At 46.1% G+C, this 14,285-nt stretch carries 15 protein-coding genes and 1 other annotated feature (1 of these 16 cut by a window edge); of the genes, 13 read left to right on the forward strand and 2 right to left on the reverse strand.

What is annotated here, in order from left to right; all coding sequences use genetic code 11:
* Nucleotides 1–5: 5 nt before the first annotated feature.
* The 3 genes from FYJ53_RS03440 (at nt 6) to FYJ53_RS03450 (ending at nt 2,230) form a co-directional block, all read left to right on the forward strand.
* Complete coding sequence (locus tag FYJ53_RS03440) at nt 6–1,370, forward strand: FAD-dependent oxidoreductase (protein ID WP_154556994.1); 1,365 nt, start codon at nt 6–8, stop codon at nt 1,368–1,370.
* 37 nt (nt 1,371–1,407) lie between these two features.
* Nucleotides 1,408–1,725 (forward strand): thioredoxin, encoded by a 318-nt coding sequence (gene trxA, locus FYJ53_RS03445; RefSeq protein WP_013382020.1) that lies wholly within the window; start codon nt 1,408–1,410, stop codon nt 1,723–1,725.
* 154 nt (nt 1,726–1,879) lie between these two features.
* Nucleotides 1,880–2,230 carry an Hpt domain-containing protein gene (locus tag FYJ53_RS03450; protein ID WP_013382019.1) on the forward strand — a complete coding sequence of 117 codons (351 nt, stop codon included), beginning with the start codon at nt 1,880–1,882 and terminating at the stop codon, nt 2,228–2,230.
* Between the two features lie 65 nt (nt 2,231–2,295).
* Here FYJ53_RS03450 and def read toward each other — a convergent pair whose 3' ends face one another.
* Nucleotides 2,296–2,751 carry a peptide deformylase gene (gene def / locus FYJ53_RS03455; protein ID WP_013382018.1) on the reverse strand — a complete coding sequence of 152 codons (456 nt, stop codon included), beginning with the start codon at nt 2,749–2,751 and terminating at the stop codon, nt 2,296–2,298.
* A 130-nt stretch (nt 2,752–2,881) separates the two neighbouring features.
* On the reverse strand, nt 2,882–3,739 hold the full coding sequence (locus tag FYJ53_RS03460; protein ID WP_154556995.1) for an AraC family transcriptional regulator: 858 nt from the start codon (nt 3,737–3,739) through the stop codon (nt 2,882–2,884).
* A gap of 204 nt (nt 3,740–3,943) precedes the next feature.
* Here FYJ53_RS03460 and FYJ53_RS03465 point away from each other — a divergent pair, with 204 nt between their 5' ends.
* The 10 genes from FYJ53_RS03465 (at nt 3,944) to FYJ53_RS03510 (ending at nt 14,105) form a co-directional block, all read left to right on the forward strand.
* The gene (locus FYJ53_RS03465; protein WP_154556996.1) at nt 3,944–4,624 is read left to right on the forward strand and encodes a response regulator transcription factor; all 681 of its coding nucleotides are present in this window, start codon (nt 3,944–3,946) and stop codon (nt 4,622–4,624) included.
* Nucleotides 4,617–5,663 (forward strand): sensor histidine kinase KdpD, encoded by a 1,047-nt coding sequence (locus FYJ53_RS03470; protein ID WP_243143940.1) that lies wholly within the window; start codon nt 4,617–4,619, stop codon nt 5,661–5,663. Before FYJ53_RS03465 ends, FYJ53_RS03470 begins: the two co-directional genes overlap by 8 nt.
* 99 nt (nt 5,664–5,762) lie before the next feature.
* The gene (locus FYJ53_RS03475) at nt 5,763–6,434 is read left to right on the forward strand and encodes an ABC transporter ATP-binding protein (protein WP_154556998.1); all 672 of its coding nucleotides are present in this window, start codon (nt 5,763–5,765) and stop codon (nt 6,432–6,434) included.
* A gap of 5 nt (nt 6,435–6,439) precedes the next feature.
* A complete protein-coding gene (locus tag FYJ53_RS03480; protein ID WP_195840230.1) occupies nt 6,440–8,836 on the forward strand; it encodes an ABC transporter permease in 2,397 nt (798 codons plus the stop codon).
* A 178-nt stretch (nt 8,837–9,014) separates the two neighbouring features.
* On the forward strand, nt 9,015–9,422 hold the full coding sequence (locus FYJ53_RS03485) for an Rrf2 family transcriptional regulator (protein ID WP_013382011.1): 408 nt from the start codon (nt 9,015–9,017) through the stop codon (nt 9,420–9,422).
* A 14-nt stretch (nt 9,423–9,436) separates the two neighbouring features.
* Nucleotides 9,437–10,645: a cysteine desulfurase NifS gene (gene nifS / locus FYJ53_RS03490; RefSeq protein ID WP_013382010.1), complete on the forward strand. Its 1,209-nt coding sequence runs from the start codon at nt 9,437–9,439 to the stop codon at nt 10,643–10,645.
* 45 nt (nt 10,646–10,690) lie between these two features.
* Complete coding sequence (gene nifU / locus FYJ53_RS03495; RefSeq protein WP_041690419.1) at nt 10,691–11,068, forward strand: Fe-S cluster assembly scaffold protein NifU; 378 nt, start codon at nt 10,691–10,693, stop codon at nt 11,066–11,068.
* 152 nt (nt 11,069–11,220) lie between these two features.
* A complete protein-coding gene (locus FYJ53_RS03500) occupies nt 11,221–12,402 on the forward strand; it encodes an AI-2E family transporter (protein WP_154557000.1) in 1,182 nt (393 codons plus the stop codon).
* 109 nt (nt 12,403–12,511) lie between these two features.
* Nucleotides 12,512–13,057 carry a hypothetical protein gene (locus FYJ53_RS03505; protein WP_013382007.1) on the forward strand — a complete coding sequence of 182 codons (546 nt, stop codon included), beginning with the start codon at nt 12,512–12,514 and terminating at the stop codon, nt 13,055–13,057.
* Nucleotides 13,038–14,105: an AI-2E family transporter gene (locus FYJ53_RS03510; protein ID WP_013382006.1), complete on the forward strand. Its 1,068-nt coding sequence runs from the start codon at nt 13,038–13,040 to the stop codon at nt 14,103–14,105. Before FYJ53_RS03505 ends, FYJ53_RS03510 begins: the two co-directional genes overlap by 20 nt.
* 76 nt (nt 14,106–14,181) lie before the next feature.
* Nucleotides 14,182–14,285, forward strand: a binding site (T-box leader); it runs 115 nt beyond the window's last position.

Here is a 14,285-nt window from a genome sequence, read left to right on the forward strand (position 1 = left end):
AAAAAATGAAACATTATGATGCAGTCATTATCGGCTTTGGAAAAGGCGGCAAGACCTTGGCGGGAAGCCTTGCAGGAATGGGAAAAAAGGTGGCTATGATTGAAAAATCAGATAAAATGTATGGCGGAACCTGTATTAATGTCGGGTGTATCCCTACAAAGTCTCTGGTGAACAGTGCAAAGGCCTCAGTCGTTCAAAAACCCGGCAGCTATGAAGAAAAGAACCGCCTGTATTGGGAAGCGGTGGAAGAAAAGCGCCGTTTGACAGGCATGCTGAGAAAGAAAAATTTTGATAAGCTGAATGATTTAGATAACGTAACTGTCTATAATGGCCTTGGCAGCTTTGTATCCGCCAACCGTGTAAAGATTGAAACCGCAGAGGAAACCCTTGAGGTTGAAGGCGACCAGATTTTTATCAATACCGGATCTGTTTCCGTTATTCCGCCCATTAAGGGCATTGAAGGAAATCCTTATGTTTATACCAGCGATTCTTTGATGGAGCTTGATGTACTGCCAAAACGTCTGGCAATTATCGGCGGGGGCTATATCGGACTGGAATACGCGTCAATGTATACTGATTTTGGCGCGGAGGTTACCGTATACCAAATTGAAGATAAATTAATCCCACGGGAAGACCGTGATATTGCAGAAGCGATTCAAAAGGCCTTTGAGGATAAAGGTGTGCATTTTGAAATGAATGTCCAGACTGAGGAAATCGAAAATGCCGGGAGCGAAGCGGTTGTTCATTATAAGAAGGATGGCACAGCGCTGACGGCTGGGGCCGATGCGGTTTTGATCGCTACGGGCAGAAAACCAAATACAGAGGGTCTTAATCTTGAAGCCGCCGGTGTTGAAAAAACGCCAAGAGGCGCCGTCAAGGTCGATGAAAAGCTTCGGACAAGCGTTCCAAATATTTGGGCGATGGGCGATGTCGCAGGAGGACTGCAGTTTACCTATGTTTCATTAGATGATTTTAGAATTGTCAAGGATCAGCTGACAGGCAGCGGCAAACGTGCCAGCAGTGACCGGACAGTACCTTACAGCGTCTTTATTGATCCGCCGTTTTCACGTGTCGGCCTTAATGAAGAAGAGGCTGCCGCTCAGGGTTATCATGTAAAGATTGCCAAGCTGCCGGCAGCGGCTATACCAAAGGCCCAGGTGCTGAGAAAGCCGGTAGGTCTGTTAAAGGCTGTTATTGACGCTGACACTAATAAAATTTTGGGAACAATGCTTTTCTGCGAGGAATCCTATGAAATGATTAACATTGTAAAGCTGGCAATGGACGCAAGTCTGGATTATACAGTGTTAAGAGATCAGATTTTCACACATCCTACGATGAGCGAAGCCCTTAACGATTTGTTTGCAGTATAAATAAAAATTTATAAATACAGATAAAGGAGTAACGATAATGGCAAGAGTAATTAATGCACAGGAATTTAATGAAGAAGTATTGAAGGGAAAAGGCGTCGTGCTGGTCGATTTTTTCGCGACATGGTGTGGGCCGTGTAAAGCGCTCTCTCCGATTCTGGATGAACTGGCTGAAAAGGTAAAGGATGTTAAAATTGTCAAGGTAGATATTGACGCCGACAGTGAGTTAGCTTCTGAATACCGTGTGATGAGCGTACCTACACTTAAGATTTTCAAGGACGGCGAAGTAAAGGAAAGCCTGGTGGGCGGGCGCCCGTTGGAAGAGCTGGAAGCTAAGCTGATGGAATACCAGTCTTAACAGAAGGCAGAGCGTTGTTTGAACAGTTGTCTTTAAGGCAATTATACTTCTTGTCTTTTTCAGCAGGCTGTACTATAATTTAATATAACACTCGTATTAGCTTGGTCTGTCAAAAGTATGTAAGATCATAAAAAATGAGAACAGGAGAGACAAGATGGATATTTTAGAGGGACTGGGATCAATTGGCATTGATCTGGAAACAGTCTTACAGCGTTTTTCTAACAATGCGGCTTTATTGGAGCGTTTTGTACTCAAATTTCCAAAAGATGAAACCTATGCTGCGTTAAGACAGGCAGTAGAGGAAAAGGATTATGAACGTATTGAACGTGAAGCCCATACATTGAAGGGAACAGCTGCAAACCTTGGGTTTGACCTGCTCAGTGAAAAAGCAGCAGAAATGGTGGAAAATGTACGAAAAAATGATTATGCAGACCTTGAGACTATTTTTGGAGCCTTAAGTGAAGAATATGGAAAGATTGTAGCAGTGATTGAAGGCAACGGCTGAGTTGTCATTGAATCGGGATGCTATTTAAAAAGAGTACCGCTTATAAAAGAGGTACTCTTTTTTTATTAGAGATCCACGTACTCGATAACTTTGTCTGTAAAAAAGATACCGTCCAAATGGTCAAGCTCATGGCAGAAGCATTTTGCCAGAAGCCCATCAGCCTCTTTTTGAAGGACTTCGCCTTCGGGCGTAGTGTACTCAACCACAACACGTTCGGGACGTTTGACCTTTCCCCACACATCGGGAGAGCTCATGCAGCCTTCTACAACAATGCGCTCGCCTTCAGCTTCAATAATTTTCGGGTTAACCAGCTGATAGAGCCCCTCACCCACATCAATGACGACTACACGCTTTAGTACCCCCACCTGGTTGGCGGCAAGACCGCCGCAGTTTGGCAGCTGGTACATGGTTTCAGTCATGTCTTTTATTAATTCCAGAGTTCGTTTGTCGATGGTTTCAACAGGACGGCATTTTTTGTGTAAAATGTCATCTGGAAATTTTCTTATTTGTCTAATGGCCATAATGATAACCTCAATATATTAAATTTAATGCTTTAAAAATTGTATCCTAATTTTGAGGTTATGTCAACGAAACTCATATGAAAACAGACGGACAGACCATTCAAAATCCGAATGGTCTGTTTTTATACCGCTATTTTTTTGAAACTGGCAGCCAGACCTCGCAGCGGTAATCCTCTGCCTGCTGGTTGCCTTCGCCGTAAACCTCGATATCCGGTGCGCTGGCGTATTCATAGCCAGAGTTTGGAAGCCATTCTGTGACAATACGGCGCTGCAGGCTCTGGATGGCCTGAGGCATGGGGCCGATACACTCAAAAACAGCCCATGTGGCGGCAGGGACAGTGAACTCAGTCATGCCCTGTGGTAAAGGTTTGTCTGTTGCGACGGCAATGTAATAATCGAATGTTTTTTCATTCATGCTGGAGCTTACTCCCAGAACGCCAAAGGGCTCTTTATCCATGAGCGATGCAAGCTGGGGGATCAGGTTTTTTTCAGTAGCCTCCTGCCAGAAAGCAGGAACCTTTTTATAGCTCTCCTCAAAGTTTACATCCAACGATTTGCATACACCCACAATTCTAAATGCTTCTTTTTCAATAATTTTGTAATTCATCTCAGTATCTCCTTTAATTGAAATAGAGAAGGTTATCCTTGGATAAGCTTTCAAAGAAATGCCTTTCGACCTGGCGGCAGAGGGCGGTACGCCATGAACGCTCTGAAAAGCGCGGGTAAAAGCAGTAGGGGACTGATACCCGTATTTCAGTGCAATGTCCAGGACTTTTGTACCAGTTGTCTGAAGCTCAAATGCAGCGGCAGTCATGCGGCGCCTGCGGATATACTCGGAAAGCGGTATATCCGCAATGTATGAAAACATCCTTTGAAAATGAAAAGTTGAGCAGCAGGCGATCTTGGCAGCCGTATTATAATCAATCGTGCTGCTCAGGTTTTCCTCAATGTAATTGACAGCCTGGTTAAGTCTTTGAATCCATTCCATATTTAACACTCTCCTTACAATAAAAGTTTACCACCAAATGAAAAAAGCTGCCTCGCAGTTTCTGCACAAAAAAGGTAGCAGTCTCTTATGATCATACCCGAAAGCAGGTGAAAAGAAAATGATTCTTAAAAAAGAAACTTCTCTTTCCCTACAAGTTAGTATAAAATATTAGAGCTGTGGCAATATGCTGGAGAGGAGTATAAAATGAAGAGTATTCTTGTAGTGGAAGATGATGAGATGCTGGGTGCAGGCCTTTGCTATAATCTGGAGCTTGAAGGCTTTAAAACCACTTTGGTACAAAGCTTTGAAGAAGCTGGAAAAAAGATTGAGGAAAAAAACTGGGAAATGGTCATTCTGGATGTGAACCTTCCGGACGGCGATGGCTTTAGTCTTGCGAAAAAAATACGCCTCAAGGACAGGACACCATTGATTTTTCTGACAGCCTGTGATCTGGACGATGATATTTTAAAAGGTTTCGAGCTGGGCGCAGATGATTATATTACCAAGCCCTTTAATATAAAGATTGTGATTAAACGGATTAATGCGGTTTTCAGAAGAACGGAGGTCAGCAGAAAAGAACTGTTTATCTGCGGAAACCTGGAGATTGATTTTGAAAAGCGGACAGCCACTAAAAATGAAAAGCCTCTGGTGCTGACACCGACAGAGTTTAAGCTCCTGCAGCTTTTCTGCAAAAATCCCGGAAAGGTACTGACCCGAAAAATGCTTTTGGAAAGCCTGTGGGACAATGAGGGAAACTTCGTCGATGAGCATACCCTTACCATCAACGTCAGCCGGCTGCGTTCAAAAATCTCAGACGATACCTTTGCCTATATTAAAACAATTTATGGGATGGGTTATGAATGGACTGGTGAGAAGGATGCGTAAAGGACGAATACCTTCTGCACTGCAGGAGTGGACCAGCATTGCAGCTATGTTTATTTTGACAGCGACCTTTGTGGTGCTGGTCTTTGAGCTGACCGATCGTGATACGGGAACCCTGCTCCGCGTGGCCGCAATCATTTTCGCGGTGGCTTTTTGGGGAATTCTCTATGTTTTCCAGCTGATTTACAGACGGCGCTTTGTTTACTTTGCGGACCAGATCTGCACAAATCTGGACAGCCTGATCCAGAACGAAGGCGTACAGGACTTCAGTCTTGAGGAAGAAACTCTTGCGTCAAAGGTACAGATGAAGCTGAACCAGCTATATGATGTTACCAATGCGGCTACCCAGGAGAGCGACGAGCAGAAGCAGGCAGTACAGCGAATTGTTTCAGACATATCACACCAGCTTAAAACCCCTATTGCCAATATTAAAATGTATGCCGATACCGTGACGAACCCTCAGGTGCCAGAGGAAAAAAGACTTTTCTTTCTGGACGGGCTTCAAAACCAGGTGGAAAAGCTCGATTTTCTGATTCAGGTCCTGACAAAAATATCACGGCTGGAAAATGGGCAGATCGTATTAAAAGCCGAGCGTCAGGCCCTTTATCCAACCCTTGCCCAGGCGCTCAGCGGTATTACCATCTCGGCAGAAAAAAAGAGGATCGCAGTAAACGTTGTGTGTGATGAGACACTGGAGCTTTGTCACGACACAAAATGGACAGCCGAGGCGCTTTTTAATCTGTTGGAAAACGCGGTTAAGTACACACCGGAAGGCGGCAGGGTATCTGTTACAGCAGAGCAGTGGGAAATGTACACCAAAATAGAAATTGCAGATACAGGAATCGGCGTTTCCGAAACGCATATCAACGATATTTTTAAACGTTTTTACAGAGAGCCCAAGGTCCATAGCACCCCAGGCATCGGTGTGGGGCTTTATCTGGCGCGCGAGATCATCGGGAAAGAGCAGGGCTATATCAAGGTAGCCTCACGGGAAGGTGAAGGCTCTGTTTTTTCAGTATTTCTGCCAAATCAGGCTGGCTGATAAGTAATCTCTCAAAACTGTAACATTCTTTTTTTAAATCGAGAGGGTTTTGAAACATTCAGGTGATAAGATTAAGTCAGCAAATAAAGGAGACAGAAAATGGAGATCTTAAAAACAACGGATTTGAAAAAGCATTATGGCAGCGGCGAGAGTATGGTAAAGGCACTGGATGGTGTGTCCTTATCAATTGAAAAAGGAAAGTTCACAGCCATTGTGGGAACCTCCGGAAGCGGAAAGTCAACACTTCTGCATATGTTGGGAGGGCTGGACAAACCGACCTCCGGCAGTGTAAAGGTAGGCGGCAAAGAGCTGTCAGATATGAACGACGAGCAGCTGACAATTTTCAGAAGACGCCAGATTGGCTTCATTTTCCAGAACTACAATCTGGTGCCCATCCTTAATGTGTACGAAAATATTGTACTGCCCATTGAACTGGATGGTAATACAGCAGATAAACGGTTTGTGGGCGGCATTGTCAAAATGCTTGGACTTAAGGAAAAGCTGACAAGCCTGCCAGGGAACCTGTCAGGCGGACAGCAGCAGCGTGTCGCCATCGCCAGAGCGCTGGCGACAAAGCCGGCGATTATTCTGGCGGACGAGCCTACCGGAAATCTGGACAGCCGGACCAGCCAGGATGTACTAAGCCTTTTAAAGGCAACCAGTGCTCGTTTTAACCAGACCATTGTCATGATTACGCACAATGAAGAGATTGCCCAGCTGGCGGATGAGGTTATCCGTATTGAGGACGGCAAGATCGTAAACGGCAGGTAATGACAATGCATTACGAGAAAAACAATAACGGAAAAGTTATCGGAAAGCTTGCCAGGGACAGTATTAAAACGAGCAAGATGCGCAATGCCTTCATTGCTGTCACCATTATTTTATCGGTAAGCCTCCTGATGGTTATGAGCCTGTTCACCGTTGAGATGAAAGAAGCAGATAAGCGTGCCATGGCCAGAGCACAGCATGTGATTTACTATAATCTGACAGATGACCAGCTGCATCGTCTGTCACAGGATTCCCGTGTTTCCTATCTGACCCTCGGCAAAAGGGGACAGGCAGTAGAGATTGACAATTATAAGCTGGCACCTGTCTATGCGGATGGCAACTCCATGGAAATTAAGACAATGAATCTGCTGGACGGAAAGCTGCCAGTACAGGAAAATGAAGTGCTGGTCTCAAGAGCGTATCTGGAACAGATCGGAAAACCGACAGAGCTTGGAACAGAATTTACCGTAACCTTTCTGGACGGAACAACGGAAAGCTTTAAGGTCAGCGGTTTTGTGGAGGGTGCGAAGGGAAGCAAGCAGTACACCATGGTTTTTTCAAAGGCCTATGCTGAAAATGGCTCACAGATGAGGGATATTCCCTATGAGGCCTATGTACGGCTTTCAGGGGCAGAGAAGATGGGCAAGGAAGAATGTAAAGCGGTGATTTATTCAGTCGGCGGTGACGCGGGAATACTGCGGGAGGACATGAATCCAAACGATCATTTTCTGGATACTCTGACAGCAGATACTCAGGAAATCGCTCTGGCTGCGTGTGTGGGAGTCGTTGTGCTGCTTGCCAGTGTTCTGGTTATCTACGGTGTTTTCTATATATCGGTGGTTGGCCGGATACGCCAGTATGGACAGCTGCGAACCATTGGTATGACCAAAAAACAGGTGCGGCGGCTGGTTACCCGCGAAGGTATCTATCTCTTTGCCGTATCGGCTCCGGTGGGGGGGATTATCGGCAGCGTTATTGCCTATTTTCTGAAGCCTGACGGATGGAGCTTTTTAAATACTCTGCTGGTAGCGCTGCTGGTGCTCGTGATTGACCTGATCACTGTTTTGATCTCCGTTCGGAAGCCTGCCTCGATTGCAGCGTCGATTTCGCCCATTGAGGCTTCGAAATATTCGGCTTACTCCGGCGGCAGGAAAAAGAAAACCAAAAAGGTACACAGGAGAATCAGCCCGCTGCATCTCGCGGCCATGAACTCGGCCAGAAACCGGAAAAAAGTTCTTATGACAGTTCTCTCGCTGGGGATTGGCGGCGTTTTATTTATGGCAGCGGCGACCTTTGTCAATTCCTTTGATAAAGAAATGTATTCACGTCAGGGCGATTTTGCAGATTCGGAATATATCGTTTCTTTTTCGGGAAACGCTCTGGAGCTCTCAGAGTACGGTATGGCAGGCCTGCAGAAGAATTCCCCCTTTACCGAAGCGCTTGAAAGCCAGATTTTGTCCATCCCCGGAGTAGATGGTATCCGCAGTAACCAGGCGACCTCTGTTGAATTTGATTATCCTAAAAAGGATCTCGTCCATGTTGAGGATAACATTTCCCCATTTACCAGAGCGCAGGCTCAGGAGCTTGAAAAATATCTGGAGGATGGGAGCCTGGATTATGACGCAATGTTGAAGGGAGAGACCATTCTGCTTCAGGCTAACTCTGTGGTGCAGGAAATTTATGGCTGGCGTTTTGAGGTTGGCGATACGTTAACCCTCTATTTTTACAATGGCGATACCGTGATACCCAAAGAGGTGAAAATAGCAGGTATGGTCAGTACAGACTATCCAAAGCCCATCAGCGGATGGTTTATGATGCCTCAGGAGGTGATCCAGTCCATTGTGCCTTTTAATCTTGATAAAGATTTTATTGTTTCGACAGAGCCTTCTATGGAACTTTCCGTTGAAGAGCCGCTGCGGGCTTTGGTAGACAGCAATCCAAATCTTGTGCTGTCAACGCTTCAGGAGCAGAGAGAACAGGATGCAGGAAGCATTGCGACCCTCTCAGCCACTGCGCTGGGTCTGGCGTTGTTTATCATCGCCTTTAGTATGATCAATCTTGTCAATACGCTGATTACCAATATCCTGTCTAAAAAGCAGGAACTGGCCATGCTGGAATCCATTGGTATGAGCCGCAGGCAGATCCGTCAGATGGTACTCGGCGAGGGGATGCTTCTGGCCGCGGGAAATCTGCTCATTACATTGACCATAGGCACCGCAGCAGGCTATCTGATCTGCTGGGCCTTCGGAAAACTCGGTGTTCACTATATGATCTACCAGTTCCCGGTTTTCTATGTGCTGGCCTACGCGGTAATCCTGCTTCTGGTACCATACCTTATCTCAAAAATTGCACTCCACAGCTTTGAAAAGGAAACACTGGTCGAACGATTGAGAGAAGCAGAATAAATAATTGAAACATCTGGATAGCAGTTTTATATCCAGATGTTTTTATTTTGGAGAAAAATAATAATTTTTCCTGAAAAAATGCCAAAGAACAAAATTTTATCTTGCATTAATGCGGAACTGTGCTATAATACTATTAAATTCCAGGTGGAATACTAGGAATTGAGAAGGAGGTGCTGAAGTGAGACTCTCCACAAAGGGCCGGTACGGTGTACTGGCCATGTATGAGCTGGCGTGCCGATATGGCAATGGGCCAGTATCAATTAAAGAGATAGCAGAAAAACAGAATTTTTCAGACTCCTATATGGAGCAGCTTTTTTCAACCCTTAAAAAGGCGGGACTAATCGTCAGTTTAAGAGGCGCGAAGGGTGGGTACATTCTTTCAAGAGAGCCCAGGGACATCAGTGTTGGTGAGATTATCCGCGCGCTGGAAGGGCCTATTGAGCTGGCCGACTGCGTCGGCGGCCCTGAGGGCTATGTCTGCCGAAAGTCGGGAGAATGTGTCACCAGAGGACTCTGGATGGAAATCAGAGACAGCATTAATAACATCATAGATAACCGGTCTTTACAAGACTTAATGGATAATTGAAAGAGAGGCTTTTTATGAAAAGAATCTATTTAGATAACGCGGCAACAACAGCCGTTGACGAAGCGGTTTTGGCAGAAATGCTGCCATATTTTACAGAAAAATACGGAAACCCATCCTCTATTTACCAGGAGGGCCGGGAAGCCAAGCGCGGTGTGGAAGCTGCCAGATTACAGCTTGCCCAGGCCATTAACGCAGACCCGAAAGAAATTTACTTTACAGCCGGTGGCTCCGAATCGGACAACTGGGCCATTAAGGGTGTGGCTTTAAAAAACAGGAAAAAGGGAAACCACATTATAACCACAGAAATCGAGCACCACGCAGTGCTCCACACCTGTGAATATCTTGAGAAGGAAGGTTTTGAGGTCACCTATCTTCCGGTTGACAAGGACGGGCTTATTTCACTGGACGATCTCAAGAATGCCATCAAGGATGAAACCATTCTGGTTTCAGTCATGTTTGCCAACAACGAGATCGGCACCATTGAACCCATTAAAGAAATAGGAGAAATCGTCAAGGCCAAGGGCATCATCTTCCATACAGATGCAGTACAGGCCTTCGGCAATGTTCCCATTGACGTAAAAGACCTGAATGTGGATTTGCTGTCCCTTTCCAGCCATAAAATCTATGGACCCAAGGGAATTGGTGCCTTATATATCCGCAAGGGTGTACCCATTGATAACCTGATCCACGGCGGCGCACAGGAAAGAAGACGCCGCGCCGGCACAGAAAATACCGCATCCATTGTTGGTTTTGGAAAGGCTGCGGAAATGGCCGCAAATGATCTGGAAGCCAACACAGCCCATTTACAGGAGCTCAGAGATGCGTTGATCAAGGGTGTAATGGAAAAAATCCCGCAGGTGCGTTTGAACGGTCATCCGACAAAGCGCCTCCCAGGGAATGCAAACTTCTGCTTTGACTATATCGAAGGGGAATCCATTCTCTTAAGCCTTGACCTTGTTGGCGTTGCGGGCTCCAGCGGATCGGCCTGTACTTCTGGATCACTGGATCCGTCGCATGTACTGCTGGCCATTGGCCTGCCTGCCGGGATTGCCCACGGCTCTCTGAGACTGACCATTGGCAAGCATACTACTATGGAAGATATTGAATACGTCGTTGACAATCTTGTCGATATTATCGAACGGCTGAGAAAAATGTCGCCCATCGACGCCAACAGCCCGATTGACGACGCTGTTTATGACCACGACCACCACCATCATCACTGAGAATGGTGAAAAATAACGGATAAAATAAAGGAGAATAAAATCATGATGGAATATACAGATAAAGTAATGGAAAACTTCCAAAACCCTAAAAACGTGGGCGAAATGGAAGACGCTAACGGAATCGGCCAGGTAGGCAGTCCCGCCTGCGGCGATATTATGAAAATGTATTTAAAAATAAGTGATGACGGCATTGTTGAGGATGCCAGTTTCAAGACTTTTGGCTGCGGTGCTGCCATTGCGACCAGCAGTATGGCCACAGAAATGATTAAGGGTAAAACCCTTGAAGAAGCCGCTGCTCTGAAAAACTCAGAAGTAGTGGAAGCTCTCGGAGGACTTCCGACTGAAAAAATCCACTGCTCTGTTTTAGCAGCCGAAGCCATTCAGGCAGCCATTGAGGATTACAAATCAAAGCACAATGCATAAACCTGTGATCAGAAACGCTTTTCAATCATGAAAGGCGTTTTTTTATTTATGAGGAATCCTTTTGTTGGCAGGACTTTAAAAAAGGGTATTAAAAAATAAGCAACTCGTAATGACACAAGATTCAGTAAAAGAAAGAGGGCGAGATAGTGGAGATGAATCGAAAAACAAAGCAGGCCATAATCGGGATGATTGTCCTGGCACTGGTTTTATGGGCAGGGCTTAAGAATATTGATGCGGTGTGGGGGATGTTTCTAGGAATTATAAGCCTGGTCTCACCTTTTATAATTGGCGCCGGCATTGCCTTTGTCCTAAATATCCCCATGAGCCTGATGGAAAGGCGGCTGTTTACAAAAAGGTGGCTAAAGGGAAAGCGGGTCCAAAGGCTGCGGAGGCCTCTGAGTATTCTGGCGGCGTTTTTAATTCTTATCGGTATTATGGCCCTGGTCGTTTTTCTTGTGCTTCCAGAGCTGGTAAACGCTGTTTTACTTTTTGCCAGAAGCTTTCCGTCGGTTCTTGAGAGCTTTCAGAGCTGGGCGTCACGTATTCTCGGCGAGCACTCGGAAGCTTCTGTCTTTATACAAAAGCTGGATACCGGAGGACTTGAAAGCCTGAACTGGGATATGCTCAGCAAAAACCTGTTTTCCTTTTTCAGGGGCGGCGCTGCGGGATTTTTAAACACAACGCTGAACGTTGCAGCCTCGGTAGCAGGCGGCGTTTTTCATACGGTGATCGGCCTTGTGGTGGCGGTTTACCTTTTGTTCCAGAAAGAAAGGCTGGGGCTTCAAACCAGAAAGCTTTTGTACGCCTACCTGCCAGAAAAGCGTGTTGACCGGCTTTTGGAAATTGCCGGCCTCACCCAGGAGACTTTCAGTCATTTTGTTTCAGGCCAGTGTATCGAGGCTTTGATTTTAACCGTTATTTATACCATCATACTGTCAATTTTGCAGATGCCCTATGCTCTGACCATTGCGGTATTGATCGGCCTGTTTTCGCTGATCCCTGTCTTTGGGGCCATTGTGGCCTGCTGTCTGGGAGCGTTTCTCATTTTGACTCTGAGCCCGGTCAAAGCATTGATTTTTGTGGTCGCCTGCTTCATCGTACAGCATGTCGAGGGGAATCTGATCTATCCGCATGTAGTGGGCAGCTCCATTGGATTGTCTCCGCTTTGGATTCTGGCCGCGGTCACCATTGGCGGAGGTGCTTTCGGCATTCTGGGCATCATTGTGATGATCCCGCTCTTTTCAGTGCTCTATACACTGACCGGCGAAACGGTCAACCGCCGTCTGAGCCAGAGACACGTAGACCCGCAAAAGCTTTTGAAGAAAGAAGAGTGACCTGCCGATTTGAAGAATTCTTGAGTATTCTTTCAAGACACTGTGTAAGCGGATGTGCTATAATAAAGCCATCAACAGAAATATTAAGTTTATGTAGAAAGGTGAAAAGATGAAAGCCAGTAATTTATTAAACACCCAGGTGTTTTTTGAAAACGACACACGGCTACGGGGGCTTGTGCGCGACATAAGAGTCCGTGACCATAAAATTGACTGCCTGGTTCTCTCGGAGGGCGGCCTGTTCAGCAAAGCCCAGATTATTTTTCCTTCGGATATCATCGAGGTGGATTATGACCACGTAACACTTGGCGGAGATAAGGCCATCACCAAGCTCTCCGCAAAGGAAATGAAAGCGCGGCTGGAGGAGAGCTACTCCCTTGTGAACACACCGGTAAAGGATGTGGATGGCAAGCGTTTTGCCAAGGTAGCGGACGCAACGGTTTCAAAGGATTTTAAGGTTCAGGAATACGATTTGTCCCGCAGTTTTTTTGACGATCTTGACTACGGCTACAGCCTTGTGGATGCCGAACGCATGGAATACCGCGATAAAAGTTTGAATTATGACAAGGATATGCTGGAGATGGAACAGACACACCGTGAGGGCGGTATCCTAGAAAAGGTTTTGGGGGAGGAACATCATGAAAATATCACCGGATAAAAAACGCATTTTGATTGTCAATACCATTGTAGTCCTGATCTGTATCCTCTTCGCAATATTTTTGTGGCCCACCTTTTCGGGGATGTTCATGCCATTTTTTATCGCCATTATTTTGGCCTATCTCCTAAACCCTCTGGTTAAAATTTTTGAACGCCGTGGCTTTGGACGCGGACTCTCTGTCCTTTTTGTCTGTGTCATCGTCCTTTTGATTTTGTTCGGTGTTTTTATGAGCTTTGTACCCAGCCTGATCAGCAACATTGCGCAGATGGTGACAAACATTCCATCAATGCTCCAGGATTTGCAGAATTACAGCGGGCAGATTTCCGAATTTATCCAAAAATACAATGATTCGGACATGTCGAAGTATTTTAATCTTGAGCAGAGCCTGTCCCAGGTGGCCGGAATGTTTGGCGGCATGCTGCAGGGACTGTCGAACGCCATTATCGCCAACAGCGGGCAGCTGATGAACATTATTATCGTGCCGCTGGTCACCATTTTCCTTTTACTGGACAAAGAGCTGTTTACCCAGTCTCTTATGTACCTGGTACCCATTGACGCCAGAAATCAGGTAAAAAAAATGTTTTATGACATCGACATGGTTATCGGCGGCTTTATCCGCGGGCAGGGGCTCATGTCCATTATCGCCGGGATTCTGACCGGAGTGGGCGCTTACTTTATGGGGCTGCCCTACGCGCCGGTTATCGGTGTGATTGCAGGCGTTACGACCATGATCCCTTATTTTGGCCCGGCAGTGGGCATGGTCGTCATCTGCATTATGGCGCTGCTGTCAAGCCCGATACAGATGGTTTATATCCTGATCTGGATGGCCATTGTCCAGGTGGTATGCGGCAATCTGCTTGCGCCGGCACTTATGTCTGGCAACGTTGGCCTGCATCCGGTCATCATTATTTTTTCCATTTTTTTCTTCGGCGCCATGTTTGGCGGCCTGGGCATGATCCTGGCAGTGCCGATCATGGGGACCGTCAAAGTCGTCATGAAGTATTTAATCGCGGGGTTTGCGTCCTCCAAGGGCGAAATGCTCAGGTAAAAGGATGTTAAAAGCAATTCGTAATAAGACTTGACAAAAGCGAAAACATTACATATAATTTGAATGTTAGGTAAATATGAATGCAATGAGAATGACAACCTTATGACAGACCATTCAGAGAGGGGACGGCTGGTGCGAGTTTCCATGGAAGTGATAAGGCCGCCCCATTTGAGCAGCGGT

This window comes from Eubacterium sp. BL-380-WT-2B (assembly GCF_009696115.1).
GTDB lineage: Bacteria > Bacillota > Clostridia > Eubacteriales > Eubacteriaceae > Eubacterium > Eubacterium callanderi.